This is a genomic window from Streptomyces sp. NPDC043812 (genome assembly GCF_056436245.1).
The window spans coordinates 43,615-68,490 of record NZ_JBWKCY010000012.1; the positions used below are offsets into that span (position 1 = coordinate 43,615).

General features: G+C 71.3%; 22 protein-coding genes. 7 read left to right on the forward strand and 15 right to left on the reverse strand.

The window, feature by feature from the left end; translation table 11 throughout:
- Positions 1-46 precede the first annotated feature (46 nt).
- Both AC067Z_RS19010 and AC067Z_RS19015 read right to left on the reverse strand, forming a co-directional pair.
- On the reverse strand, positions 47-2,857 hold the full coding sequence (locus AC067Z_RS19010) for a putative bifunctional diguanylate cyclase/phosphodiesterase (RefSeq protein ID WP_478790688.1): 2,811 nt from the start codon (positions 2,855-2,857) through the stop codon (positions 47-49).
- Between the two features lie 448 nt (positions 2,858-3,305).
- The gene (locus tag AC067Z_RS19015) at positions 3,306-4,259 is read right to left on the reverse strand and encodes a 2-hydroxyacid dehydrogenase (protein WP_478790689.1); all 954 of its coding nucleotides are present in this window, start codon (positions 4,257-4,259) and stop codon (positions 3,306-3,308) included.
- Between the two features lie 85 nt (positions 4,260-4,344).
- On the opposite strand from AC067Z_RS19015, the gene AC067Z_RS19020 reads away from it, so the two are divergent.
- The 3 genes from AC067Z_RS19020 to AC067Z_RS19030 all read left to right on the forward strand — a co-directional run bounded on the left by AC067Z_RS19020 (position 4,345) and on the right by AC067Z_RS19030 (position 6,978).
- Positions 4,345-5,346, forward strand: a complete 1,002-nt coding sequence (locus AC067Z_RS19020) for an aldo/keto reductase (protein WP_478790690.1) — start codon at positions 4,345-4,347, stop codon at positions 5,344-5,346.
- 259 nt (positions 5,347-5,605) lie between these two features.
- Positions 5,606-6,760, forward strand: a complete 1,155-nt coding sequence (locus tag AC067Z_RS19025; protein WP_478790691.1) for a PQQ-dependent sugar dehydrogenase — start codon at positions 5,606-5,608, stop codon at positions 6,758-6,760.
- A 14-nt stretch (positions 6,761-6,774) separates the two neighbouring features.
- Positions 6,775-6,978, forward strand: a complete 204-nt coding sequence (locus tag AC067Z_RS19030; protein WP_478790692.1) for a DUF6191 domain-containing protein — start codon at positions 6,775-6,777, stop codon at positions 6,976-6,978.
- Here AC067Z_RS19030 and AC067Z_RS19035 read toward each other — a convergent pair.
- Complete coding sequence (locus tag AC067Z_RS19035; protein ID WP_478790693.1) at positions 6,914-10,066, reverse strand: helix-turn-helix transcriptional regulator; 3,153 nt, start codon at positions 10,064-10,066, stop codon at positions 6,914-6,916. The genes AC067Z_RS19030 and AC067Z_RS19035 overlap by 65 nt on opposite strands.
- 54 nt (positions 10,067-10,120) lie before the next feature.
- A complete protein-coding gene (locus tag AC067Z_RS19040) occupies positions 10,121-10,297 on the reverse strand; it encodes a hypothetical protein (RefSeq protein WP_478790694.1) in 177 nt (58 codons plus the stop codon).
- 861 nt (positions 10,298-11,158) lie between these two features.
- Between AC067Z_RS19040 and AC067Z_RS19045 the strand changes: the two genes are divergently transcribed.
- Genes AC067Z_RS19045 through AC067Z_RS19055 form a run of 3 tightly spaced genes read left to right on the forward strand, consistent with a single transcriptional unit; the run spans position 11,159 to position 12,303 of the window.
- Positions 11,159-11,893 (forward strand): hypothetical protein, encoded by a 735-nt coding sequence (locus tag AC067Z_RS19045; protein WP_478790695.1) that lies wholly within the window; start codon positions 11,159-11,161, stop codon positions 11,891-11,893.
- An 8-nt stretch (positions 11,894-11,901) separates the two neighbouring features.
- The gene (locus AC067Z_RS19050; protein ID WP_478790696.1) at positions 11,902-12,147 is read left to right on the forward strand and encodes a hypothetical protein; all 246 of its coding nucleotides are present in this window, start codon (positions 11,902-11,904) and stop codon (positions 12,145-12,147) included.
- A gap of 12 nt (positions 12,148-12,159) precedes the next feature.
- A complete protein-coding gene (locus AC067Z_RS19055) occupies positions 12,160-12,303 on the forward strand; it encodes a hypothetical protein (protein WP_478790697.1) in 144 nt (47 codons plus the stop codon).
- Between the two features lie 90 nt (positions 12,304-12,393).
- Here the strand turns inward: AC067Z_RS19055 and AC067Z_RS19060 are convergent, their stop codons facing one another.
- The 6 genes from AC067Z_RS19060 to AC067Z_RS19085 all read right to left on the reverse strand — a co-directional run bounded on the left by AC067Z_RS19060 (position 12,394) and on the right by AC067Z_RS19085 (position 19,611).
- Positions 12,394-12,813 (reverse strand): SMI1/KNR4 family protein, encoded by a 420-nt coding sequence (locus tag AC067Z_RS19060; protein ID WP_478790698.1) that lies wholly within the window; start codon positions 12,811-12,813, stop codon positions 12,394-12,396.
- Between the two features lie 217 nt (positions 12,814-13,030).
- The gene (locus AC067Z_RS19065) at positions 13,031-13,804 is read right to left on the reverse strand and encodes a GNAT family N-acetyltransferase (protein WP_478790699.1); all 774 of its coding nucleotides are present in this window, start codon (positions 13,802-13,804) and stop codon (positions 13,031-13,033) included.
- Between the two features lie 51 nt (positions 13,805-13,855).
- The gene (locus AC067Z_RS19070; RefSeq protein WP_478790700.1) at positions 13,856-14,452 is read right to left on the reverse strand and encodes a hypothetical protein; all 597 of its coding nucleotides are present in this window, start codon (positions 14,450-14,452) and stop codon (positions 13,856-13,858) included.
- Between the two features lie 78 nt (positions 14,453-14,530).
- Positions 14,531-15,100 carry a GNAT family N-acetyltransferase gene (locus AC067Z_RS19075; RefSeq protein WP_478790701.1) on the reverse strand — a complete coding sequence of 190 codons (570 nt, stop codon included), beginning with the start codon at positions 15,098-15,100 and terminating at the stop codon, positions 14,531-14,533.
- 15 nt (positions 15,101-15,115) lie between these two features.
- On the reverse strand, positions 15,116-17,326 hold the full coding sequence (locus AC067Z_RS19080) for an MMPL family transporter (protein ID WP_478790702.1): 2,211 nt from the start codon (positions 17,324-17,326) through the stop codon (positions 15,116-15,118).
- 188 nt (positions 17,327-17,514) lie between these two features.
- Positions 17,515-19,611 (reverse strand): phosphocholine-specific phospholipase C, encoded by a 2,097-nt coding sequence (locus AC067Z_RS19085; protein WP_478790703.1) that lies wholly within the window; start codon positions 19,609-19,611, stop codon positions 17,515-17,517.
- Between the two features lie 222 nt (positions 19,612-19,833).
- Here AC067Z_RS19085 and AC067Z_RS19090 point away from each other — a divergent pair, with 222 nt between their 5' ends.
- On the forward strand, positions 19,834-20,733 hold the full coding sequence (locus AC067Z_RS19090; protein WP_478790704.1) for a TY-Chap domain-containing protein: 900 nt from the start codon (positions 19,834-19,836) through the stop codon (positions 20,731-20,733).
- A 16-nt stretch (positions 20,734-20,749) separates the two neighbouring features.
- On the opposite strand, the gene AC067Z_RS19095 is transcribed toward AC067Z_RS19090, so the two are convergent.
- From AC067Z_RS19095 to gatC, 5 genes are all read right to left on the reverse strand, one after another.
- On the reverse strand, positions 20,750-21,034 hold the full coding sequence (locus tag AC067Z_RS19095; RefSeq protein WP_478790705.1) for a hypothetical protein: 285 nt from the start codon (positions 21,032-21,034) through the stop codon (positions 20,750-20,752).
- A 211-nt stretch (positions 21,035-21,245) separates the two neighbouring features.
- Positions 21,246-22,757, reverse strand: a complete 1,512-nt coding sequence (gene gatB, locus AC067Z_RS19100) for an Asp-tRNA(Asn)/Glu-tRNA(Gln) amidotransferase subunit GatB (protein WP_478790706.1) — start codon at positions 22,755-22,757, stop codon at positions 21,246-21,248.
- Between the two features lie 16 nt (positions 22,758-22,773).
- On the reverse strand, positions 22,774-23,007 hold the full coding sequence (locus AC067Z_RS19105) for a hypothetical protein (protein WP_478790856.1): 234 nt from the start codon (positions 23,005-23,007) through the stop codon (positions 22,774-22,776).
- Between the two features lie 5 nt (positions 23,008-23,012).
- Positions 23,013-24,506, reverse strand: a complete 1,494-nt coding sequence (gene gatA, locus AC067Z_RS19110; RefSeq protein ID WP_478790707.1) for an Asp-tRNA(Asn)/Glu-tRNA(Gln) amidotransferase subunit GatA — start codon at positions 24,504-24,506, stop codon at positions 23,013-23,015.
- A gap of 6 nt (positions 24,507-24,512) precedes the next feature.
- Complete coding sequence (gene gatC / locus AC067Z_RS19115; RefSeq protein ID WP_478790708.1) at positions 24,513-24,809, reverse strand: Asp-tRNA(Asn)/Glu-tRNA(Gln) amidotransferase subunit GatC; 297 nt, start codon at positions 24,807-24,809, stop codon at positions 24,513-24,515.
- Between the last annotated feature and the right edge of the window lie 67 nt (positions 24,810-24,876).

Genomic DNA, 24,876 nt, shown 5'->3' on the forward strand with positions numbered 1-24,876 from the left:
TTCGGGTGCGCATGGCACTGACCCTCTCCCCGACGCACTGTCACTGTCAAGTGGGTGGGACGCGCGTCTCAGTATTTGAGCCATTGCGTGCAGGCGAGACGCCCCCGGTCAGCACCGGCTGCGCCAGCCCGCCCGGCACCGGGTACTCGTGCCTGGCCAGGGCACGACGCAGCCGATACTCGTCCAGCGGCCCGGAGAACGCCATGCCCTGGCCGTGTGTGCAGCCCATGGCGCGCAGGGCGAGCACCTGCTCCGGCACGTCCACACCGTCCGCCACGGACTGCATGCCGAGATCGCGGGCGATCCGGAGCAGACCGCTGGTGATCTTGTGCAGTCGGGCGGACTCGACGACGCCCTCGACCAGCCCGCGGTCGAGCTTGAGGACGTCCACGGGCAGCCTGCGCAGCGCGTTGATCGCCGCGTAACCGCTGCCGAAGCCGTCCAGCGCGATCCGCACGCCCAGTCTGCGCAGCGCGGCCAGCCGGTGCTCCAGTTCGTCGAAGGAGATCCGCGGATCGCTGTCCGCGAGCTCGATGACCAGCGCGCCCGAGGGCAGCTGGTGGCGGGTGAGCAGCGCCTCGATCGAGCCGAGCGGCAGGGATCTGTCGAGCAGCAGACGGGCGGACAGCCGGACGGACACGGGGGTGGGATGGCCCTGCCTGCTGCGCTCGGCGGCCTGCTCCACGGCCTCTTCGAGCAGCCAGCGGCCGAGCTCGGCGGTGCGGTTGCCGTCCTCGGCGACGCGCAGGAACTCGGCGGGCGTGAAGAGGATGCCCTGCGCCGACCGCCAACGGCCCTGCGCGGACACGGCGGCGATCCGGCCGGTGGTCAGGCTCACCACGGGCTGGTGGAGCAGCGCGAACTCGCCCTCGTGCAGGGCGCTGCGCAGCCGGGCAGCCAGCTCGGTGCGGCGCACCACGTCCGCCTGCATCTGCGGCGCGTACAGCTCGACGCGGTCCTTGCCGGCGGCCTTGGCGCGGTACATGGCGAGGTCCGCGTTGCGCATCAGGTCGGTGGGGCTCATCGCCGGTTCGGCGAACGCGACCCCGATGGAGGCGGCCACCCGCACCTCGGCGCCGTCGATGCGGTACGGCTGGGAGAGCATCAGCCGCAGCCGGTCGGCGATCTCGTGGATCTGGAGCTCGCGGGCGCTCTGGTCGCGGGTGCCGTCGCCGACGATGAGGGCGGCGAACTCGTCTCCGCCGAGTCGGGCCGCGGTGTCCCCTGCCCGCACGGAATCGGCCAGTCGGCGGGCCGCCTGGATCAGCAGCTCGTCGCCGACCTGATGGCCGAGGCGGTCGTTGACACCCTTGAAACCGTCGAGGTCGATGAAGAGCACCGCGGTGCCGGGATCACCCGCTCTGCGGCCGCTGAGGGCGCCGCGCACCCGCTCGGTGAACAGGGCGCGGTTGGGCAGATCGGTGAGCGGGTCGTGCTCGGCGTTGTGCTGCAACTGGGCCTGCAGCCGGACGCGTTCGGTGACGTCGCGGCTGTTGAAGATCAGCCCGCCCTGGTGGCGGCTGACGGTGGACTCCACATTGAGCCAGTCGCCCCCGCCCGATCTGAAGCGGCACTCCATGCGCATCGTGGGCTCGTCCGCCGACCCGGCGGTGAGGAAGCGCCGCAGTTCGTGCACGACACGGCCGAGGTCCTCGGGATGGATGAGCGAGGCCAGTTCGGAGCCGACGAGCTCCTCGGCGTCGCGGCCGTAGACCTTGGTGGCCGCGGGTGAGACATAGCGCAGCACCCCGGTGGAGGCGGCGATCATGATCACATCGCTGGAGCCCTGCACCAGGGAGCGGAAGTGGTTCTCCTTCTGCGCCAGTTCGTGCGTGAGTGCGATGTTGTCCAGGAGCATGATGCCCTGGCGTACGACGAGGGCAAGGACGACGGTGCACCCTGTGATCACGACGACGCGGTCGACACGGCGGCCCTCGGTGACGCTGTACAGGATTCCGAGGGTGCACACGGCGGCGGCGAGATACGGCGTGAGGGCGGACAGCGAGCCCATCAGGGGCCTGGCCGGCCGGCGGGGACCGCGCGGAGGCGCCGCCGCCTCCGGTGCCCTGCGCGACGCACCCCAGGGCGCGTACGCGAGCAGCAGCGAACCGGCGAACCAGCCGGCGTCCAGGAGCTGGCCGGAGCGGTAGCTCTCGCGCAGCAGCGGAGAGGTGAACAGTGCGTCGCACAGGACGGTCAGGGCGAGCCCGGCGATCGCGGTGTTGACGGCGGAGCGGTTGGCGGACGAACGCCTGAAGTGCAGCGCGAGCACCATGCTGACCAGCACGATGTCCAGCAGCGGATAGGCCAGTGAGAGAGCGGCCGGGGCCACGCTCTCGCCCGTGGCGTGCGCGGTGTGGGCGAGAGCGAGACTCCAGGACAGGGTCAGCAGCGAACCGCCGATCAGCCACGCGTCCAGCCCGAGGCACACCCAGCCGGCCCTGGTGACCGGGCGCTTGGCGAGGACGAGGAGACCGACGATGGCAGGCGGCGCGAAGCAGAGGAAGAACAGGTCCGCGACGGAGGGGCTCGGCACCTCGCGGGCGAGCACCACCTCGTACCAGCCCCACACGGCGTTCCCGGCCGAAGCCATCAGCGACGAGAGTGCGAAGAGCAGCCAGGCGGGCCGGAAACGACAGCGGGGTGTGCGCGCGTAGAGGAAGCAGGAGACGGCGGCGATCATCGCGGCAGCACTCAGCCCGAAGTCGCCCATGAACAGCGCCAGTCCGCGCGATCCCCAGCCGAAGGCGGCTCCCACGCCGTACGCGGCGCACACGAAGGCGACCGTCAGCTGCGGGAACATCCCGTTGCCGGAGGGCGCGGACTCGCGGGCCATCAAGGCCCCGGGCGCACTCACCGGACCGCCGTCGGGCGGGCGGTCGGCGGCTGCGGCCGTGCCGGATGGGTGAGGGTCCTGCGCGCGGCCGGCAGGTCCCGCAGGGGCAGTACGGCCGGTGCAGTCACGGTCTGCGGACGAACTGTCCGCGGCCGGTTCCTCGGAGTGTGCGTCGCCCGGTCGGGTCCCCGCGGCGGAGCACCCGGAAACCGCTGCGGGCGGCCCTGCCGCGTCGGATCGTTCTTCCATCGCCCCTGCATCGCCCGTCGCCCCCCTCAGGTCTGATCGGCAATCAGTTCGCGTTGCTGCACCGCCCGTCGCGTCCGGCGCAGCCCCCAGCTCGGGACGATACACCAATATCGTCACTCAGCGACATAGGCCCTCTACTCTCAGTGACGGCGTGCGACAACGGGGGCACGCGGTGCATTCGAGTGACTCCACAGAGTTATGGACAAGGTGCGGCGGGCACTCAATCGCCCGTCGTGACCACCACGTTGCGCACGGTCTCCCCCGCGGCGAACCGGGTGAGCTGATCGGCGAGCAGCCGCTTGGCCCGCGGCATGAACGCCGAGGTCGAGCCTCCGACATGGGGGCTGATCAGTACGCCCCGGGCATGCCAGAGGGGGTGTCCCGCGGGCAGCGGCTCGGGATCGGTCACGTCGAGCGCAGCGGTGATCCGCCCGCTCTCCAGCTCTGCAAGCAGCGCCTTTGTGTCGACGACAGATCCGCGCGCGACGTTCACCAACAGCGCGCCGTCCTTCATCCGGTGCAGGAAATCGGCTCCCACCAGGCCCTTCGTCTGCTCCGTCAACGGCGTGGAGACGATGACGACGTCCGCGGCCGGCAGCAGCTCCGGCAGCTCGGCGAGTGCGCGCACTTCGCCGCGCTCCGTTGTCCGGGCGGAGCGCGCGACGCGCGCCACCCGCGCGCACTCGAAGGGCGCGAGCCGGTCCTCGATGGCCGCACCGATCGAGCCGTAGCCGACGATGAGCACGGACTTGTCGGCGAGTGCCGGATAGAAGCCGGACCTCCATTCCTCCGCGTCCTGGCCGCGCACGAACCCGGGGATGCCACGCAGGGAGGCGAGGATCAGGGCGAGGGTGAGTTCGGCGGTGGACGCCTCGTGCACACCCTTGGCGTTGCACAGGCGGATGCCCGCGGGAAGTGAGGAGAGACCCGGCGCCACATGGTCGGTGCCGGCGGAGAGGGTCTGGACGACCTGCACGGACCGCATGGCGGGCAGCGGCCTTATGGCGACCTCCATGCCCCTCATGTACGGGACGGCGTAGAAGACGCAGTCGGCGGGGTCGGCGGGGAAGTCCGCACCCCCGTCCCAGAAGCGGTACGTGAGACCCGCTGCGGCGGGGTCGGGAAGGCCGTCGATCTCGTCGGCCGGGATGGGCAGCCACACATCAGCAGTCATGGTCAGGAGGCTATGCGAAGAGCTCCGCCACGCATTGGCTACTTTGGACGCGGCCAGGACGCGGCCAAGCGGAAGGTAGGGGGAGTTGGAGCGCAGGACCCTTGGTGCGGCAGCCCTCGGCGTGGGCGCCGTCGGACTCGGGTGCATGCCGATGAGCTGGGCGTACACCGGTTCGGAGCAGCGCGGCGAACGTTCGCTGCGGACCGTGCACGCGGCTCTGGACGCCGGTTCGACCCTGTTGGACACCGCGGACATGTACGGACCGTTCACCAATGAACTGCTGCTCGGCCGGGCGCTGAGGAACCGCCGCGCGGACGCCTTCGTGTCGACGAAGGTGGGGCTGCTCGTCGGGGACCAGCATGTGGTCGCCAACGGCCGCCCCGGCTACGTGAAACGGGCCTGCGACGCGTCGCTGCGGCGGCTGCAGACCGATGTGATCGACCTCTACCAGTTGCACCGTGCCGACCCCGAGGTACCGGTGGAGGAGACCTGGGGCGCGATGGCGGAGCTCGTCTCCGCGGGGAAGGTCCGGGCGCTGGGGCTGTGTGCCGTGGGGGCGCGGGCCGGCCGTCGTTCGGACGCGGACATGCACGCAGGAACGATCCGGCAACTGGAGCGGGTTCAACAGGTCTTCCCGGTGAGCGCCGTCGAGGCGGAGCTGTCGGTGTGGTCGCCCGAGGCTCTGGAGCGGCTGCTGCCCTGGTGCGAGGCGCGTGGGGTGGGCTTCCTGGCGGCGATGCCGCTGGGGAACGGTTTCCTCACCGGGACGCTGACCCCCGGGCAGGGCTTCGAGGCGGACGACGTGCGGGCGCGGCATCCCCGGTTCACGGCCGAGATGATGGCGGCGAACCAGCCGGTGGTCGCGGGACTGCGGAGAGTCGCCGCACGGCACGGCCCGGGGGCGACGACCCCGGCCACAGTGGCACTGGCATGGGTGCTGGGGCAGGGGCGGCACGTGGTGCCGCTGCCGGGCACGAAGCGCCCGCAGTGGGCGGTGGAGAACGCGGGCGCGGCGGATCTGACGCTGACCGGCCGGGACCTCGCGGAGATCGCGGCACTTCCGGGGGCGTTGGGATCCTGGGACTAGCTAGGGCGACAGGAGCCAGGGCATGTCCGCCGGATCCGGGCCGGAGTGGAGGCCGTGGCCCGGCCAGGGACCGCGAGACACGGCATGGGGCGGGCCCCGGCTTGGCGGACTGTTCTCCCGGCCGGCCGATGGAATGCTTCTCGAAGATCGGGAACCTCGCCGCGGGCTGCGGTGTAAGAACAGTAGTCAGGCAGTTCACCCGGCTCTCCGGGCAGCCCAAGCAGCCGTCGAAGGGATCACCACCGTGCACCGTCCAGCAATGACGGCCGTCGTGGCCGCCGCCGTGCTCGTCCTCACGGCCGGGTGCTCCTCGGGCGAGGGGAAGGATCCGGCGGACGGCGCCGCCGCGTCCTCCTCGAAATCCACCTCACCCCCGGGCAGCCCCACGGGCGAGGCCGCCCGGCCGAAGGGTCCGCCGGCCAAGGGCTCCGTGAAGGTGGTGTCGACGCTGACCGAGGGCCTGGAGTCGCCCTGGGGTGTCGCCGCACTGCCCGACGGCGATCTGCTGGTCGCGTCCCGGGACGAGGGGACGATCACGCGGGTGGCCGCGGACGGCGGCAAGAAGACCGAGATCGGCTCTGTGCCGGGCGTCGAGCCCGGCGGCGAGGGCGGTCTCCTGGGCCTGGCGGTCTCCCCCTCGTTCGCTTCCGACGGCCAGGTCTACGCCTACTTCACCACCGCGTCGGACAATCGCATCGCCCGCATGCTGTACGACGAGCGGAAGCCCGCCGGTCAGCAGTTGGGCGCGCCGGACACGGTGCTGCGGGGCATCCCCAAGGGCAGGATCCACAACGGCGGACGGATCGCGTTCGGCCCGGACAAGATGCTCTACGCGGGCACGGGCGAGACAGGCGACACGGGGCTGGCGCAGGACAAGGAGTCGCTGGGCGGCAAGATCCTCCGGATGACCCCGGACGGACAGCCGGTGCACGGCAATCCCGAGGCCGACTCGGTGGTGTATTCGTACGGCCACCGCAATGTGCAGGGCCTCGCGTGGGACTCGGAGAAGCGGCTGTGGGCCGCCGAGTTCGGGCAGAACACGTGGGACGAGCTGAATCTGATCGAGCCGGGGAAGAACTACGGCTGGCCGGAGGTCGAGGGCGAGGCGGGCAAGGCGGGCTTCGTCGATCCGGTCGCGCAGTGGCGGACGGAGGACGCCTCGCCGAGCGGTATCGCCTTTGCCGAGGGGTCGATCTGGATGGCCGGGCTGCGTGGTGAGCGGCTCTGGCGCATCCCGCTGGCCGGAGCGGAACCTTCCGCGGAGCCCCAGGAGTTCCTCGAAGAGGAGTACGGCCGTCTGCGCACCGTGCTGCCGACGGACGGGGGCGAGCTCCTGCTCGTCACCAGCGAGACGGACACCCGGGGCACACCCGAACCGGGTGACGACAGGATCCTCCGTCTGGAGGTGAAGTAGGGGGTGGTCGGCGGGTGTTCAACGTTTTCGAGGAGTTCTTCTCGCCGGGTCGCAAACATACCGACGAGGAGCGCCACCGCCTGGCGCTGACGCGCACCGACGTCGGGGACAACGACCCGGGGAGCGGCCCGATAGACCTCGCCTCGGGCAAGGTCACGATCCGGGTGACACAGGAGCCCCGTCCGGATGAGCCGTCGCCCCTTCCAGCAGATCGGTGAACAGCCGCATCCGGTGGGCGAGAGCGGCTGCCTCGCCGCGGCCCGAGACACCGAGCTTGGCCAGGATGTTGGACACATGGACACTCGCAGTCTTCGGCGAGATGTAGAGCTCCTCGGCGATGCGGCGATTGCTGTGGCCGACGGCGACCAGTCGCAGGACGTCCAGTTCACGTGGGGTGAGCCCGAGACCGGTCCCGGCCGGTGGCTCCTCGGGAGCGGCATGCGCGGCCTGCGCGCCGGTGTCACCGGCGAGGTCGACGCGGGCGCGGCGGGCGAGGAGTTCGATGTCCTCGGCCACCGGGCGGGCAGCGAGTTCACGGACCGTTGTGTGTGCCGTCCGCAGGAGTCCGGCCGCCCGGACACGGCCAAGGTCCCCCGCTCCCGGTCCGGCGGCGCCCAGCAGTGACTCCGCCAGGCGCAGCTGGATCCGGGCGAGATCGTGGGGACGTTCCAGCGACCCGAAGGCCTCGGCCGCCCGCTCCCAGTCGTCGGTGGTGTCGCTGCCCTGTGCGCGCAGCAGTTCCGCACGGACCCAGAGTTCGTGCGCGCCCCATACGGGTGCGGAGGTGACGAGCGGGCTCGCTGCCTTGCGGATCCGTTCGATCGACTCGGCTCGGCCGGGCTCTGCGGAGGGCAGTCCGCGGGTGTCCGCCTCGAGGGTGGCCGCGGTCACGAGCAACGGCCAGGCGTAGCACTGCGTGCCGGGCGGGAAGCCGGCCTCGACGACGCGCTGCAGATCGGCCCGGGCATCGCTCACCCGCCCCTGGGCGGCGGCGATGTGCAGCGCGATCGTGGTCATCGGGAGGGTGACCTGGGGCACCGGGTCGTTCGGACCGAAGTGCTCATGGGCGAGGCTCAGCAGTTCGGCGGCCCGTGCGGTGTCTCCTCGGGCCACCGCAAGGCGGGCGAGCAAGGCGCAGGCGTGTCCGCGGGGTTTGGGGCTCAGCGAGATACGGAGGGCGTGTTCGGCGCTCCGCTGCGACTCGTTCCATCGCCCGAGGGTGTGGTACGACTCCGCCAGGTTGTTGGTGATCCATGCCTCGCTGTCGACCAGGCTGTATTTCTGGGCCAGCACCACACCGTCGACCAGGAGGCAGACGGCCTCCTGCGAACGGCCGACGTTCTCCAGCACCGACGGCAGGTTCACATGGCTGTGGCCGATGTGCGCGGGAAGTTCGAGTGCCAGGGCCCGGCGCATCACCTCGTACATCTCCGCGAGGCCGCCCTCGACGTCGCCCGCGTCGACCATGAGACTGCCGAGGGTGAGGCGAGCACGCAGTTCGGTGTCCTCGTCGTCGAGCATGCGCGCGTATTCCACGGCGCGTTCGGCGGTCACCAGGCTTTCGTGCCCCGGCTCGTGCAGCATGCCCCACACCGCCGCCTCCGCGAGGACCTCGGCATGCACGGCGGACGGCGGCAGACCGCGGACGAGGTCCTGGGCCGCGCTCAGTTCGGCCCATCCGTCACCGCGCCCGAGAGCCGAGACCAGCCGGGAGCGCTGGACGAGGAACCACGCGGCGCGCACGTCCTCGCCCTCGGCACGGGCGAGCCGCTCCCCGCGCTTGGTGATCTTCAGGGCGCGTTCGCGTTCGCCGCAGAAGCGGCCGGCCACCGCGGCCTCGGCCATCAGGTCGAGGTAGCTCAGCGGCGTCGCGGCCGGGTCGCCGGAGCCTGCCCTGCCGAACGTGAGGGGGTGGTGGGCCTCGGCCTGGTCGGTGGGGCGCAGTTGTTCGCGTACCTCTTCCGGAGCCGAGTCCCACAGCTCCATCGCCCGCTCCAGCAGCCGCAGTTGTTCCGCGTAGGCGTGGCGGCGCCGGGCCTCCACGGAGGCGTCGAGCACGGCGGGCAGGGCCTTGGCGGCGTCGTTGGCGCGGTACCAGTAGGTGGCCAGACGCATGACACGCTCGTCCTCGCGCACGAGCCCGGGTGCGGCCTCCAGGGCCTGGGCGTAGCGGCGGTTGAGCCGGGAGCGCTCGCCCGGCAGCAGATCGTCGCTGACGGCCTCGCGGGCCAGGGAGTGGCGGAAGCGGTAGCCGTCGCCGTCGGATGTGGCGAGGAGGATGTTCGCGCCGACGGCGGCCCGCAGCGCCTCGTCGAGGTCGTCGTCGGGCAGCCCGGCGACGGCGTGCAGCAGCCCGTGCTCGACGGTGGAGCCCCCCTCGGCGACGACACGTGCGACGCGCTGGGCGTCCTCGGGCAGCGCCTCGACGCGGACGAGCAGGATGTCGCGCAACGAATCGGGCAGTCCCGAGCAGAAGTCGTCGCTGATGCTGGCAGCGAGTTCCTCGACGAAGAAGGCGTTGCCGTCGGAGCGTTCGAAGATGCGGTCGACGAGGGCGGGCGCCGGTTCGTCGGCGAGGATGCCGGCCATCTGCCGGCCGACCTCGTCGCGGGTGAAGCGGGTGAGCTCGATGCGCTGGACATGGCGGGTGCGGTCGAGCTCGGCGAGCAGGGGACGCAGCGGATGCCGGCGGTGCACATCGTCGGAGCGGTAAGTGGCGACGAGGAGGAGCCTGCCGCTGCGCAGTGTGCGGAAGAGGTAGGCGAGCAGATGGCGGGTGGAGGCACCTGCCCAGTGGAGGTCCTCCAGCACCAGGACGACCGTTCGGTCCGCGGCGAGCCGTTCCAGCAGACGCGCGGTGAGTTCGAAGAGGCGGGCCATGCCCTCCTCGTCGTGCCGGCCGGAGGCGCCGCGGGTGGCCGGGCCCAGCTCGGGCAACAGCCGCGCCAGTTCCTCCTCCTGGCCCTCCGCGGCCTCCGCCAGCTCTCCGGGCAGCAGCCGGTGCAGGGCGCGCAGCGCGGTGGAGAACGCAGCGAACGGCAGCTCGTCGGCACCGATCTCGACGCAGCCGCCGACGGCGACGACGGCCCCACGGCGGCGTGCCTCGCTCACCAGCTCCTCGGTGAGCCGGGTCTTGCCGACGCCCGCCTCACCGCCGACGAGGTACGCCAGCGGCTCGCCCCCGGTGCCCGCTTCCGGGGACGAGCTGCCGGCGACACGGCCGAGCGCATCGGTGAGCAGTGCCAGCTCGCCGGCCCTGCCGACGAACACCGGGCTTACGGACCTGGTCTCCACAGCGTCGAGCATCGCACAGCCGTGCGGAGCACCGGCACGGCCGGTGGTGAAGGGCCGCACCGCGGTTCAGGCCGCGTGGGCGAAGCGAAGGCGGGAGGGTGGTCCTGTCCCACCGCTCCGTTTCGACCGCCGCGCTCCCCGGGCGGCGCGGCGCGCGGCGCGCGCCTCCCGGGCGAGGCGGGCGTGCTCGGCCTCGCGGATCAGGTCGGCACGGCGCAGTTCCAGGATGTCGGGGTGCTGCATGGGGTGCTCCTCGTCGGTTCGGTCCCGGTGTCCCCCGGGAGGGCATCGGCTGTGCCGATGCCTCGACTTTGGTCTCCCAGGCGGGGGTCCCGCATGAGGCGCCTGCCGCATCTTCGACAGGGCGGGGGCCTTAGGACCTCGCCCTGTCGAAGAGGCAGAGCCTTAGGACTTCGCCCCGTCGAAGAGGCGGGGCCTTAGGACCCCGTCCGGATCAGGGGCCCTGGGCCCGTGCATTCACGGTGCCGTTCTTGCCTGCGAAGCGCCCAACTGGCCCTGGACGACGGGAAAATGGAGCACGCCGGGCCTGCCCCTCATGAGTAGGATCAAGGCGCCGCCTGGGCAGCACGCCTCCCCGGATCCGCGCACGCATCTGTCGTGCCGGCGGAACGGGACGCCTTCGGCTGCGCGCGTTCAGCGATCCTGACGAACGGGGCTGGAAGTTGCCGGGTACTCACGATGCTGCGTGCCGCGCGGGTGGCTGAGGACGCGCCGCCGCGCCGACGGCTCCTTTGCCGCGGGCCGTCGAAGGCCCCGCCGCACCTCGGCACCGCCCGCCTCCCGACCATCTGAGTCCGGCCACCGCGCCACGCACTTCGCGACGTCCTGACGGAACCGCGGAAGGCGCCTGCGGCCTCCCACGAACCCGCTCTTGGCAGGTCCCCGCCATGACCGTGCTTCACAGGTGCCTGGGCGGACCGGACAGCACCGGCCGCGTACGAGTGCCCCGGCGGCAGCGCCGAGCCGACGGCACCCGAGCCGGTCGGCTTCCACAGAACTTCCCACCCGGAGAAGGCGGTACCGCCGAGGCCGGGCCGGGATGCCGCGCCGTTCGGCGCGGCACGATCGATCGAAGGAGCAGTGTTGTATTCGAGACGAAGAGCGCGGGCGCCTTTGGCGGCGGCAGCCGCAGGCGCGGTACTCGCCGGACTGATACAGGCATCGGCACAGGCCGCCGACGCGCGGTCCACCGAACGGACAGCCGGCCCCCGCCCGGCCGCCACGCAGGTGCACCCCTCCCAGGTGCCCACGGCGCAACGCGCGGCCGTATTGGGCAAGGACTGGAAGGCGTCACCCGACCTGGCGTGGACCACATCGGGCGACGCCGACGGGTTCCACATCCTGACCGCCCGGGAGAAGGACGGGTACGCCTGGCGTACTGCCGCCTCCCTCTCGGAGCCGGGTTTCGACGCCGACGCGTGGATCGGCAATGTGTGTGTCACCGCGTCCGGCAAGCGCGCGGTCGTGGTGTACGCGCCGCGGACCTTCACCAACAAGCCCACGCTGATGGCCAGGGGCGGCTTCACCGCCGTGGTGCAGCTGGACACCGGCAAGGTGACCAAGCTCGGCGTCAAGACCTCGCTGTCGTACTACAACCCGGGGTGCGGCGCCGGCGAACAGGCCGTGCTGACCCAGTCCGGTGACGAGGACACCTCCGGCACACGGCTGCTGCGCCTCGACGCGGCGACCGGCCGGCTGAGCGCACCGGTCCGCGTCAAGGGGCAGCTCACTTCCGGAGTACCTGCCAAGGACGGCACCGCGGGGACGGCAGGGGAACGCTCGTCCAGCCGGGGGAGGCATTCGCCTCCCGGCCCGTGAAGGTGGCCATGACCGTGCGTGACAGCGGCCGCCGGACGACGTTCACCGTGGACCCGGCCGAGCGCCGCTCGCGCCACCAGGCGCAGGGCCGCGACCTCTCCCCCGGTGTCACGGCCGGCGCCAAGGCCCCACCCGGCACCACTCGCAAGGTCGCGGCGGCCGCTTCGCCCAACGATCCGGTAGAGGACGAGCGCACGTGCTCGGTGCCGCGCAACGATCCCCGCAATCAGGCCATGCAGCCCAAGCCGCGCTAGGTGGAATGGGCGGTGGACCAAGCCGTCAAGGGATACCTGAACACGTCCGGCTTCTACACCAAGGCACGTGTGCTGGACGGCGGCCCCTTCTACATGGAGGTGCCGGGGGTCGAAGGATGCAATGTGAACGACGTCTGCATCATCCGCCGCCCATGACCGCGGGCTGAGAGGCGAAAGGGCGGGGGCCCGGCCGAGCCGGGCCCCCGCCTGTCGCGGCGCGCTGCCCGGAGGCGGCCGGACTGCGCTTCAGCGCCAGATGATCTGCGGCGTACCGTCGGATTCCGTGACGACCTCGGGGGTGATCTCCTCCCCCGTCGCTGCCGTGAGCGGCTGTCCGGTCTCCAGCGACTCCAGCGTCGCCCGGAACATCTCCGACAGGCTCGCCCACCGGGGCTCGCCCCACAGTTCCAGGTCCTCGTCGATCTCCAGGACCGCGCCGCGGCTCTCGCCCTCCCTGTGGTCGACGACGAGCAGTGTGCCGACGTGCGTCCTGCCGAAGGGCACCCACTTCACGTGCGCGCTTCTGCCGACGACGAGGTCCACGCTCTCGTCCTCGACGCTCCAGGCGACGTCGTTCTCCATGTCGCGCTGGCCCAGCCGCATGCTCTCGGCGTCCAACAGGTAGAAACCGCCGGGCAGGAAACCGCCGGGCCCACTGTGCCGCATGCAGGTGGAGACCCCGTTGTGCGCGCCGAGCCAGGCACCGAGGTCGGGGTCGAGGGGGAACCGGTTCTCGGCGACGGCAGCGATCTCCCCCGGCGTGGCGGGCGGGTTGAGAGCCGTAAGTCGTGGCGGGCGTGGGTCTGAAGCCAGCGGTCGAGGCGGTCGACCACCTCACGGAAGTGCACGGTTCATCCCCCAACTCCGGAAGCCTGCAGTCCCCTCATCCAACCACCGGGGGCCGGTGGACGTAGGGCGTCGTGGTGCACAGCTGTGCGAAGCCGAGACGCCGCAGGATGGGCCTGCTGTCGTCCGACGCGTCGACCTGCAGATACCGCACACCCCGCTCGGCCGCGATCCGGACGCGGTGGGCGACCAGGGCCCGGTAGATACCGCGGCCGCGCCAGTCGGGGTGGGTGCCGCCGCCCCAGAGCCCGGCGAAGTCCGTGCCCGGGGTGAACTCGATGCGGGCCGAGGACACCGGCAGGTCGCCGGCCATGGCGACCGTGACGACGACCGAGTCGGGGGACTCGGCGAGCTGCCTGAGCAGCCCGCTGCGCAGCCACGCGCTGTCGGTGCCGAACGCGGCCTCGTGCGCCTGTGCCACGAGGTCCACGCCCGCCGCGTCGGTGACCCGTTCGAGACGGACGCCCTCGGGGAGCCCGGCGGACACGGGGAGTTCGCTCACCTCGGCGATCATCAGCGTCTCGACCGGCTCGGGGACGAATCCGGCCGCCAGCAGCCTGTCGCCCAGGTCGGCGGGGCTGTCGTAGTCGTACAGCTTCCACTCGAAGGCCCGGCCGAGCCCGGTGAAGTACCGCACCTGTTCGGCGATCTCCGCGTCGGCGGTGTCCGCGGTGAGCCCCGACCAGAGCACGCCGGACCAGCCGTCACCTTCATCGGCCGTCCGCCGCACCCGCCCGGCGAGCTGTCCGGGGTCCGCGGACCGGCGGCGTATCTGACTGTCGAAGAGCGCGAGCGTGGTCTGGTGATCCATCCGGGTATTGCAGCACCCGGCCCGGCCCGCACCCCACCGGTTTTCGTGTCCCTACGAGCCGGTGCTCGGCAGCGCCAGGAAGAGGTCGAAGTACATCCCGGCCGAGGCGACCAGCCCGAGGGCGCCGAGTACGGCTCCGGCCGCGGCGACAGCGCGGACCCAGCCGTGCTTGCGCGGCAGGGTCAGGACGGCGACGCCGACGATCAGCGCGAGCAGGGCGAAGATCCCGTCGACGAGGGCGGTGGTGTGCCAGGCGTCCGCGTAGATCGCGGAGATCTGCTGGGCGGGGGTGCCGCCCTGGGCCGTCTCGATCTGTCCGACGAGCCCCTGGCGCTCTGCCGCGACCTTGCCGACCCAGCTTCCGCTGAGGGCCACGATGCCGAGACCGGCAGCGACGACGGACGCGGCGGCGGACTTGATGCCGGTGCCGGGCCCCGGCGCCGGCTCGATGTCGCCGTAGGTCTCCTCGCTGTCGTCCGCATCGTCGACCCGGTCCTCGGCCGCTGCCGTGTTCGCGCCCCGGTGGTCCTTGTCCCCCGTGTGCTGCTCGTTGCCCTCGGCCGCCTCAGTGGCCTGGTCGGTCGTCTCGTCGCCCGGCTCCTGCTTGTCGAGCACGCCGGTCGTCTGTTCGGTGTTCTTGGCAGTCATTGACGGCACGCTAGGGGGCCTGTCTGAGAGATCTCTTAATTACAACAGGCGAATCGACGATGACACCCGTGAGCAGCATCAAGCCTGACGCTGCCCCGTGCGCCGCTCGCGCCACTCCGGGGCCAGCACCGACCAGATCTCCATGTCGTGCCGTACACCCCGGTACGAGAAACGCTCGCGCTGGGCGCCCTCGTACGTCATCCCCAGTCGCTCGGCGACGGCGATGCTCGCCTTGTTCGCGGACGACACCTGCCATTCGACCCGGTGCATCCCGCGCTGCTCGACCGCCCAGTCGATGATCAGCTGTGCGGCGCGGGTGACGAGTCCGCGGCCCGCGGCGGACGGTTCCAGCCAGCAGCCCGCCTCGCAGGTGCCCGCGGTCACGTCCATGGTGCGGAAGAGCACTCCGCCGACGAGTGTGCCGTCCAGCCATATGCCGTAGATGCGTCCTGCGTCGGCGGCGGCCTTGTCCGCGTACGACTGGAGGAAGGCGCGGGCGGAAGGGACGTCCTTGGCGACGTCCGCCAGCGCGATGTACCGGCCGATGAACTCACGACCGCGCTCGATGTGGGCGAAGTACTCCTCGGCCTGCCACGGTTCCAACGGCCGCAGTTCGGCTCCGTCGTTGCCCAGGCTCAGTGCGAACACGTCGTTCCTCCAGGATCAGGGGACGAGCTCCCCGTCCCGGCTCGTCCGCCGCACGGGGAGTTTCGCACGGGCGGCCTCGCGGTACTCGGGCTTTTCGATGCTGATGCGCGGCAACAGGCGGTCCAGTCCGCGCGGCAGCCACCAGTTCGCCCCGCCCAGCATGTGCATGAGGGCGGGCACGAGCAGGGTGCGCAGGACGAAGGCGTCCAGCGCGACGGCGGCCGCGAGGCCGATGCCGAACATCGCGATGACCCGGTCGCCGCTGAGGACGAAGGCGAGGAAGACCGAGATCATGATCACGGCCGCGGAGTTGATGACCCGGCTGGTCTCGGCGAGGCCGATACGCACGGCACGCCGGTTGTCACCGGTCTCCAGCCATTCCTCGTACATCCGGCTCACGAGGAAGACCTGGTAGTCCATGGAGAGCCCGAAGAGCACCGAAACCATGATCACCGGGAGGAAGGGCTCGATCGGTCCCGCGCGGCCGAGGCCGAGCAGTTCGCTGCCCCAGCCCCACTGGAAGATCGCGACGACGACGCCGAACGCGGAGGCGACGGCGGCGACGTTCATCACCGCCGCCTTCAGCGGGATACCGAGGGAGCGGAAGGCGAGCAGCAGGAGCAGACAGCCGAGCGCGATGACGACCCCGACGAACAGCGGGAGCTTGCCGACGATGATCTCGGCGAAGTCGTCGTAGCTCGCGGTGACACCACCCACGTGCGCGGTCAGGCTGGTGTCCACTTCCGCGGCGGGCAGCACGTCCGTGCGCAGTCTGTCGACCAGTTCGCTCGTCGCGCGGGACTGGGGCGAGGACGCCGGTACGACGGTGAGCACCGCGGTGTCACGGCTGCCGTTGTAGGCGACGGGACTGACGGAGGCGACGCCGTCGGTGGCGTGCAGGATCCTGGGCAGCCGGTCCATCGCGAGCCGGTCGTCCGCGCCGTCGAGGGAGGCGACAACGGTCAGCGGACCGTTGACTCCGGGACCGAAGCCCTCGGCGAGCAGGTCGTATGCCTGGCGGGTGGTGGCCGTGGCCGGGCCGTTGCCCTGGTCGGAGGTGCCGAGGTGGAGCGAGAACGTCGGCAGCGCGAGCACGAGCATCACGACGGCGGCGACGGCACCGAGGGGCTTGGGGTGACGTTCGACGAAGGCGGACCAGCGTGCGGCGAAGCCGGTCGGCAGTTCGGGCCGGGGCCCGCGCCTGGCCAGTCGGCGCCGCTCGCGAGGGGTGAGGGCGCGCATGCCGATGAAGGAGAGCAGCGCGGGCAGCAGGGTGACGGACGCGGCGACGGTGAGGACGACGGTCAGGGAGGCGGCGATCGCGACACCGTTGAGGAAGCCCAGGCGCAGGATCAGCATCCCGAGGAGGGCGATGCAGACGGTGGCGCCGGCGAAGACGACCGCGCGGCCGGTGGTGGCCACCGCCTCGCGCGCCGCCTCGGCGACCGGAAGCCCGCGTTTGAGTCCCTTGCGGTGTCTGGTGACGATGAACAGCGCGTAGTCGATGCCGACCCCGAGGCCGATCAGCAGCCCGAGCATGGGCGCGAAGTCGGCGACGGTCATGACATGGCCGAGGAGCACTATGCCGGCGTACGCGGTGCCGACCGAGACCAGTGCCGTGGCGATGGGGAGCAGGCTGGCGGCGAGTGTGCCGAACGCCAGGAAGAGGACGACGGCGGCGACGGCCACGCCGACGATCTCGGCGAGATGTCCGCCGGATGCCTCGGTCAGGGCGATGGCGCTGCCGCCGAGTTCGATCCGCAGGTCGTCGGACCGGGCGTCCTGGGCGGTGTCGACGACGGCCCTGGCCTGGGCCACGGGAATGTCGTCGGCCTGGCGGTCGAAGGTGATGACGGCGTACGCGGTGCGTCCGTCGGCGCTGATCTGTGCGCCGCCCTGACTTCCGTAGGGGCTGATGACGGAGGCGACGCCGTCGAGCCCGGCGACCTCGTCGAGCATCTGGGAGACGCGTTGCTCGGTGCCCGGGGCACGGATGCTGCCGTTCTCGGTGTGCCAGACGATGGTGTCGCTGTCGCCGCCGCGGCCGTGGAAGCCCTCCTCCAGGAGGCTGGTGGCGCGGCCGGACTCGGTGCCGGGGACCTCGTAGTCGTTTGAGTACGCCGATCCGGCGGTGCCCGCCGCCGCCGCGACGCCGCCGAGGGCGAGAAGCCAGAGCAGGACAACGACGAGGCGGTGCCTGACGCACCACCGTGCGATAGCTGCCACCGGACCTGCTCCCTGGGTGGTTCGTGGATCTTTGACCGGGAACGGCCCGCAAAGAACTCATGACATGCGAGGGACACTCTCGCAGGCAAACATGATCCTTTGCCCGATTCGTGGGGTTACTCACAGGGGGTGCGCGCAAGCCGGAGCGTTCGCCTGCCGGCTCCCGCGCACCACCACGCGGCCGGGTGTCAGCCGGAGACGCTGGCGCGCCCGTTCTCGATGTGGCCCATCAGCCGCCGGCGGAAGCCCTCGTCGCCGTCGGCGGTCACCTCGACGTCGTACCAGCCGTGCGCGTCGGCCGCCGAGTGCACGACGGTGCGGCTGCGCCCCGGCTTCACGGTGACGGTCCGGGTCCAGTCGCCCAGATCGGCATCCTCGACATAGCCGAGGGGGCGGACCGTGAACGTGACGGGCGCGCTGCCGCTGTTGCGGAGCGTGAGGTGGACGTCCCGGTCGTGGTGATCGATGCGGGAGGTGACCCCGGCGGCGCCCGCGGCACGGCCGGCGAACTCGCGCCGGAAGCCGTTGGGGCCCGTGATCGTGAACCGGTAGCGCTCGCCGGTGAGGGGCACACGCCACTGCGCCTCGCCCCTCACGTCCTGGTGCTGCGGAACGTCGAACTCACCGGCGTACGGGTAGAGCGCGAAGTGCGCGCTCGCGCGTCCCGTGTTGCGCAGCGTCACGGTGAACGTCCGCCCCTCGGCCCGGCCGTGGGCGTCGGGCTGGTACGGCAGGGCGCGCGCGGGGCGGGTGCCGGGCTCCTGGACGGGCATGTGCTGCACTGCGGGCGGCACCGGGCGCCAGCGTCCGGTGAACGGCGGGACGGGCCCCGGCTGCTCGACCTCCGGCTGCGGCCTGCCGCGCCGGAAGTCGAACGCGGAGGTGAGGTCGCCGGTGACGGTGCGGCGCCAGCGCGTGATGTTGGGCTCCTGGATGCCGGTCCATCGCTCCAGCAGTCTGATCACCGACGTGTGGTCGAAGACCTCGGAGCAGACGTAGCCGCCGACCGACCAGGGCGACACGACGAGCATCGGGACGCGTATGCCGAGGCCGGTGGGCAGGCCCTGCCAGCGCTCCTCGGTGGTGCCGGCGGGCGGGACCGGCGGCGGGACGTGGTCGAAGAAGCCGTCGTTCTCGTCGTAGTTGATCAGTACGACGGTGTGCCGCCACACCTCGGGGTGGGAGGCGAGTGCGTCGAGCACCTTGTAGACGAGGGAGGCGGACGCGATCGGCGAGGAGGCGCCGGGGTGCTCGGAGTCGACCGCGGACGGCACCAGGTAGGAGACCTCGGGCAGGGTGCCCGCGGCGACGTCGGCCCGGAAGGCGTCGGCGAGACGGCCGGTCTCCACGCGCCGGAGCCCGCGCTCGAAGAGGGAGCGCTCGGCGGGCGTCAGCGCTGCCACGCCCTCTTCCAGCGCGGCCAGCAGCCGGGCCCGCTCGGCGTCGTCCGGGGTCTCGCGCACCTTCGCGTAGAAGGCTTCCATGTAGGTGAAGTCGCCCGCCCCGGACAGGGCCTTGCGCGCGATCTTCTTGAAGGCGGTGAAGAACTCGATGTTGTTGTCGGTGAAGTTCTCCCACTCGCTGTACGTCTTCCAGCTGCGGCCGGCCTTCTCCAGGCGCTCCGCATAGGTGGGCCACGGATAGCCGGGATGGGTGCCCTCGGCGTACGCCGCGTTCGTCACGGCCCTGCTGCCGTCGGCCTCGTACCCGGTCCAGCCGCTCCACAGGTGATTGCGGTTGGGGCTCGTGGAGGTGTGGGTGGACGAGTGATAGGCGTCGCAGATGGTGAAGGTGTCCGCGAGCTCGTAGTGCAGCGGCAGGTCGCGGCGGTCGTAGTACGCCATGGTGGCGGCCGTCTTGGCCGAGACCCAGCCGTCCATCCAGCCGTCGCGCCATGCCTTGGCGCCACCGCTCCAGGAGTGGTCGAGGTCGCCTATGTACTGGAGGTCCTTCTTCTGTGCCTCGGCGGCGTCCCGTACGGGGAACGGGAGCACGGTGCCGGCCGGGGTGCGGGGCTGCGCGAAGACCGGCTCGCCGGAGGGCAGTTCGACTGCGTTGCGGTCGCCGAAGCCACGAACGCCGCGCAGGCTGCCGAAGTAGTGGTCGAACGATCGGTTCTCCTGCATGAGGATGACCACGTGGCGCACGGAGTCCAGCCCGCCGGAGGGCGGTTCCGCGGCGAGGGCGGCCTGCAGGGACGGCGGGAGCAGGGAGCCGGTGGCCGCTGCGCCGACGACTCCGCTGCCGAGTGCGAGCAGACGCCGTCGTGACATGTCCTTGGACAAGTGATCCTCCTGAATGCAGTGTTGCAGCCCGGACCGTAATGAGGCGGAGTGGCCTCGACGGGTCGGGGGCACGGCGCACCGGTGAACGTCCATGGGTCCGCGTCCGTCCGCTCCGCCACCCTCATCATGGTATGGACATGCCAACCGGTGAGCAGCGGCAGGAATCGGCCGGGTCCCCGGGACCGACCGGATTTGTCGGTGGCGGCTGGCACGATGGCCGATATGGAAAACAGGGGGAACCATCAGACGGCACTGACGCCCGCGGACGCCGCGGAGTTCGCCCGCATGCTCCACGAAGCACCCGGCCCGCATCTGGGCCGGGCACCCGTTCCGGTGCTCGTCCACGAGCCGGGCGCGTCCCTCGCCGAGCGGCGAGAGGCGTTCCGCGGGGTGTACGAGGCCATCGTCGCCCGCATCGGCGAGCCGACGCTGTACGGCGGATCGTCGGACGGCCCCAGCATCCGCTGGCGTGACAGCCGCAGGACCGTGCTGGTCGGCGGCGACCGTCAGCAGGTCGGCCTGTCCGTCCACGAGACCCAGGTGCTGGAGAGCGAGGAGCACCGGACGTTCGAGTGGGGCGGCGCCTGGGCGGGCGACGCACCGCACGGCTTCGACTTCCTGCCGTACGTCTGGCAGCTGGACCGCGGCGGCCCCGGTGAGCGCCCGCCGGCCCGCCCTGCCGCCCGCCTGGCCGCGACCCTCGACCACTTCCGGAACAGTCTCGAGCTGCTCGTCGCGTCCTGGGCCGAACAACTGCCGGTGCAGGTCGGCACGGACTGGACCAGTCTCTGCCTGACGAGCTCCGCCGACCGCGGCCGTCGCCTGATCGTCTCGTACAGCATCGAGGACGGTCTGTACGCATCGATCGACGACCGCGACGGCCGGGACAACGAGGAGCGCGCGCAGCAGTTGCGCGCCCGCGGCTGGCAGTCCCGGGACCGGGGCTGGTGGCAGACGGAGTTCGCCGCACCGGAGCGGGCGGACGCGGCGGCCGTGGCCGCGCTGGTCGTCGCCGAGCTGCGGGCCCGCGGCACGACGGAGCCGGAGGAGCTGCGTGCCAGGGACGTCAACTGCAAGGACCGCGGCGAAATGTGGCTGCCCGGCCTGGGCATACGCCACTGACGCCGCGGTCGGCCGGTCAGCCGAGCAGCCCTGCCACGGGCGCGAGTTGACCGGTGAGCGGGGCCAGGTCGTTCGGCACTCCGGCCAGCCGGTTCAGCCCGGCGAGCTGCTGGGAGGGGGTCGGCAGTTCACTGCGGTGCTCGGGGTTGACCGAGTCGGCCGCGAGGGAGTCGAGTTCGCCCATCACCGACACGGCCTGGGGAAGCTCCGCGGGAGTGGCCGCGCTCGCGGCGGGGGCGGCAAGGGCGCCCGCACCGGTGGCGAGGGCAAGGGCGGCGAATACGCGCTGTGCTGTGGTCATGCCGTGAGCAACGGACGGGCGGATGATCGGTCACGGCCCCGTGCGGCCGCTCACTCGTGCGGTGCGCGGCGCAGCAGGGGCGGTGCCGCGACCACCGGGCCGGCGGGTCGTGTCAGGCACGGGCGGACGGCCGAAGAGGCCGGGCGCGAAGGGCGAGGGGGCGGTGCGCACCCTCGGTGCGCACCGCCCCTCGTCACGACTGCGGAGTCCGTCAGCCCTCGGACACGCCGAGCTTCTCCAGGATCAGCTGCTTGACGCGCGCCGCGTCCGCCTGACCGCGGGTCGTCTTCATGACCGCGCCGACGAGCGCGCCGACCGCCGCGACCTTGCCGCCGCGGATCTTGTCGGCGATCGCAGCGTTGCCCGCGATCGCCTCGTCGACGGCCGCGCCGAGCGCGCCCTCGTCCGAGACGACCTTCAGACCGCGCTTCTCCACGACCGTGTCCGGGTCGCCCTCGCCCGCGAGCACGCCCTCGATCACCTGGCGGGCCAGCTTGTCGTTCAGGTCGCCGGACGCGACGAGCGCCGTCACCCGGGCAACCTGCGCCGGGGTGATCGCCAGGGCGTCCAGGCCCTTGCCCGACTCGTTGGCGTTACGGGCCAGTTCACCCATCCACCACTTGCGGGCCTGGTCGGCCGGGGCGCCCGCGTCGATCGTCGCGACGATCAGGTCGACCGCACCCGCGTTGAGGATCGACTGCATGTCGTGCTCCGAGATGCCCCACTCCTCGCGGAGCCTGTTGCGGCGCACCCGCGGCAGCTCGGGCAGCGTGCCACGCAGCTCCTCGACCCACTCACGCGACGGCGCGACCGGGACCAGGTCGGGCTCGGGGAAGTAGCGGTAGTCCTCCGCCTCCTCCTTGACCCGGCCCGACGTCGTGGAGCCGTCCTCCTCGTGGAAGTGGCGGGTCTCCTGGATGATCGTGCCGCCGGACGAGAGCACCGCGGCATGCCGCTGGATCTCGAAGCGGGCCGCACGCTCGACCGAACGCAGCGAGTTGACGTTCTTCGTCTCGCTGCGGGTGCCGAACTTCGAGGTGCCGTTCGGGCGCAGCGACAGGTTCACGTCGCAGCGCATCTGGCCCATCTCCATACGGGCCTCGGAGACGCCGAGCGCCCTGATGAGCTCGCGCAGCTCGGCGACGTACGCCTTGGCGACCTCGGGGGCCCGCTCGCCCGCGCCCTCGATCGGCTTGGTGACGATCTCGATCAGCGGGATGCCGGCGCGGTTGTAGTCGAGCAGGGAGTGGGACGCGCCGTGGATGCGGCCGGTGGCACCGCCGACGTGCGTCGACTTGCCGGTGTCCTCCTCCATGTGGGCGCGCTCGATCTCCACACGGAAGACCTCGCCGTCCTCCAGCTGGACGTCCAGATAGCCGTTGAAGGCGATCGGCTCGTCGTACTGGGAGGTCTGGAAGTTCTTCGGCATGTCCGGGTAGAAGTAGTTCTTCCGGGCGAAGCGGCACCACTCGGCGATCTCGCAGTGCAGCGCGAGGCCGATCTTGACTGCCGACTCGACGCCGATCGCGTTGACGACCGGGAGGGAGCCGGGCAGGCCGAGGCACGTGGGGCAGGTCTGCGAGTTGGGCTCGGCACCCAGCTCGGTCGAACACCCGCAGAACATCTTGGTCTTGGTGCCGAGCTCGACATGGACCTCAAGGCCCATGACGGGGTCGTAGGACGCGAGGGCGTCCTCGTACGACACCAGTTCAGTGACGGTCACGATGAAACTTTCCCTCTCAGCCCAGCAGAACGTCGTCGTCGCCGAGCCGCTTCAGCTCGCGGTAGAGGATGGCCAGTCCGGTGACGATGGCAGCGGCGGACACGACGGCATCGGCCAGTCGCAGGAAGTCGCCGTCCTGGCGGGCGAGCTTGGCCTGCTTGGCGACGCTGATCGCGCCGAACGCGGTGCTGCCGAGCGACACGTACAGCCCGGTCTTGGACTTCTTGAAGTTCTTGGCCTTCTTTGCCATGGCACTCACAGCGACGGAGCCTCCTCCAACAGCGGGTGCCCCCACCTTTCCACGAAGGCGGCCTCGACGGCGGCACCGACCTTGTAGAGGCGGTCGTCCTTCATGGCAGGGGCGATGATCTGCAGGCCGACGGGCAGACCGTCCTCGGGTGCGAGTCCGCACGGCAGGGACATCGCCGCGTTTCCGGCCAGGTTGGTCGGGATGGTGCACAGGTCCGCGAGGTACATCGCCATCGGGTCGTCGGCGCGCTCGCCGATCGGGAAGGCGGTGGTCGGGGTCGTCGGGGAGACGATGACGTCGACCTGCTCGAACGACTTCTCGAAGTCGCGCGTGATGAGGGTGCGGACCTTCTGCGCCGAGCCGTAGTACGCGTCGTAGTAGCCGGAGCTGAGCGCGTACGTGCCGAGCATGATGCGGCGCTTGACCTCGGGGCCGAAGCCGGCCTCGCGGGTGAGCGCGGTGACGTCCTCGGCGGACTTCGTGCCGTCGTCGCCGACGCGCATGCCGTAGCGCATGGCGTCGAAGCGGGCGAGGTTCGAGGAGCACTCGGACGGGGCGATCAGGTAGTACGCCGCGAGCGCCAGGTCGAAGGACGGGCAGTCCAGCTCGACGATCTCGGCTCCGAGCTCCTTCAGCAGCGCGACGGACTCGTCGAAGCGCTGCAGGACGCCGGCCTGGTAACCATCGCCCCGGAACTGCTTCACGACACCGACGCGCATGCCCTGGACCGAGCCGTTGCGCGCGGCCTCGACGACGGGCGGGACCGGAGCGTCGATGGACGTCGAGTCGAGCGGGTCGTGTCCGGCGATGACCTCGTGCAGGAGGGCCGCGTCCAGGACCGTGCGGGCGCAGGGGCCGCCCTGGTCGAGGGACGAGGAGAAGGCCACCATGCCGTAGCGGGAGACCGCGCCGTAGGTGGGCTTCACGCCGACGGTGGCGGTGACGGCGGCGGGCTGGCGGATCGAGCCGCCGGTGTCCGTGCCGATGGCGAGCGGCGCCTGGTAGGCGGCCAGGGCGGCGGCCGAGCCACCGCCGGAACCGCCGGGGATACGGGTCAGGTCCCACGGGTTGCCCGTGGGGCCGTACGCGCTGTTCTCGGTCGAGGACCCCATGGCGAACTCGTCCATGTTGGTCTTGCCGAGGATGACGACGTCGGCTGCCTTGAGCTTCTTGGTCAGCGTCGCGTCGTACGGCGGCAGCCAGCCCTCGAGGATCTTGGAGCCGACGGTGGTCGGCACGCCCTCGGTGGTGAAGATGTCCTTGAGGGCGAGCGGCACACCCGCGAGCGGGCCGAGCTTCTCGCCCTTGGCGCGCTTGTCATCGACGGCGCGGGCCTGCGCGAGAGCGCCCTCGCGGTCGATGTGCAGGAAGGCGTGGACCTTCTCGTCGACGGCCTCGATCCGGGCCAGGTGGGCCTCGGTGACCTCGACGGCCGTGAGCTCGCCCGTGGCGATCTTCTCGGCGGTCTCGGCTGCGGTGAGCTTGATGATGTCCGTCATGACTTCTTAGTCCTCCCCCAGGATCTGCGGCACCTTGAAACGCTGCTGCTCCTGGGCAGGGGCTCCGGAGAGCGCCTGCCCGGGGGTGAGCGACGGACGGACCTCGTCCGCGCGCATGACGTTGGTCAGCGGCAGCGGGTGGGAGGTCGGGGGTACGTCTTGGTCGGCGACCTCGGAGACGCGGGCGACCGCGCCGATGATGTCGTCGAGCTGTCCGGCGAAGTGGTCGAGCTCTTCGTCCTTCAGCTCGAGACGCGCCAGCCGGGCGAGGTGGGCGACCTCCTCGCGCGTGATGCCAGGCATGCAGCGATCCTCAGGGGTGAGTGTGATTGGTTTTGGCCCAATCCTATGGGGCGGGGCGGGGTGACCG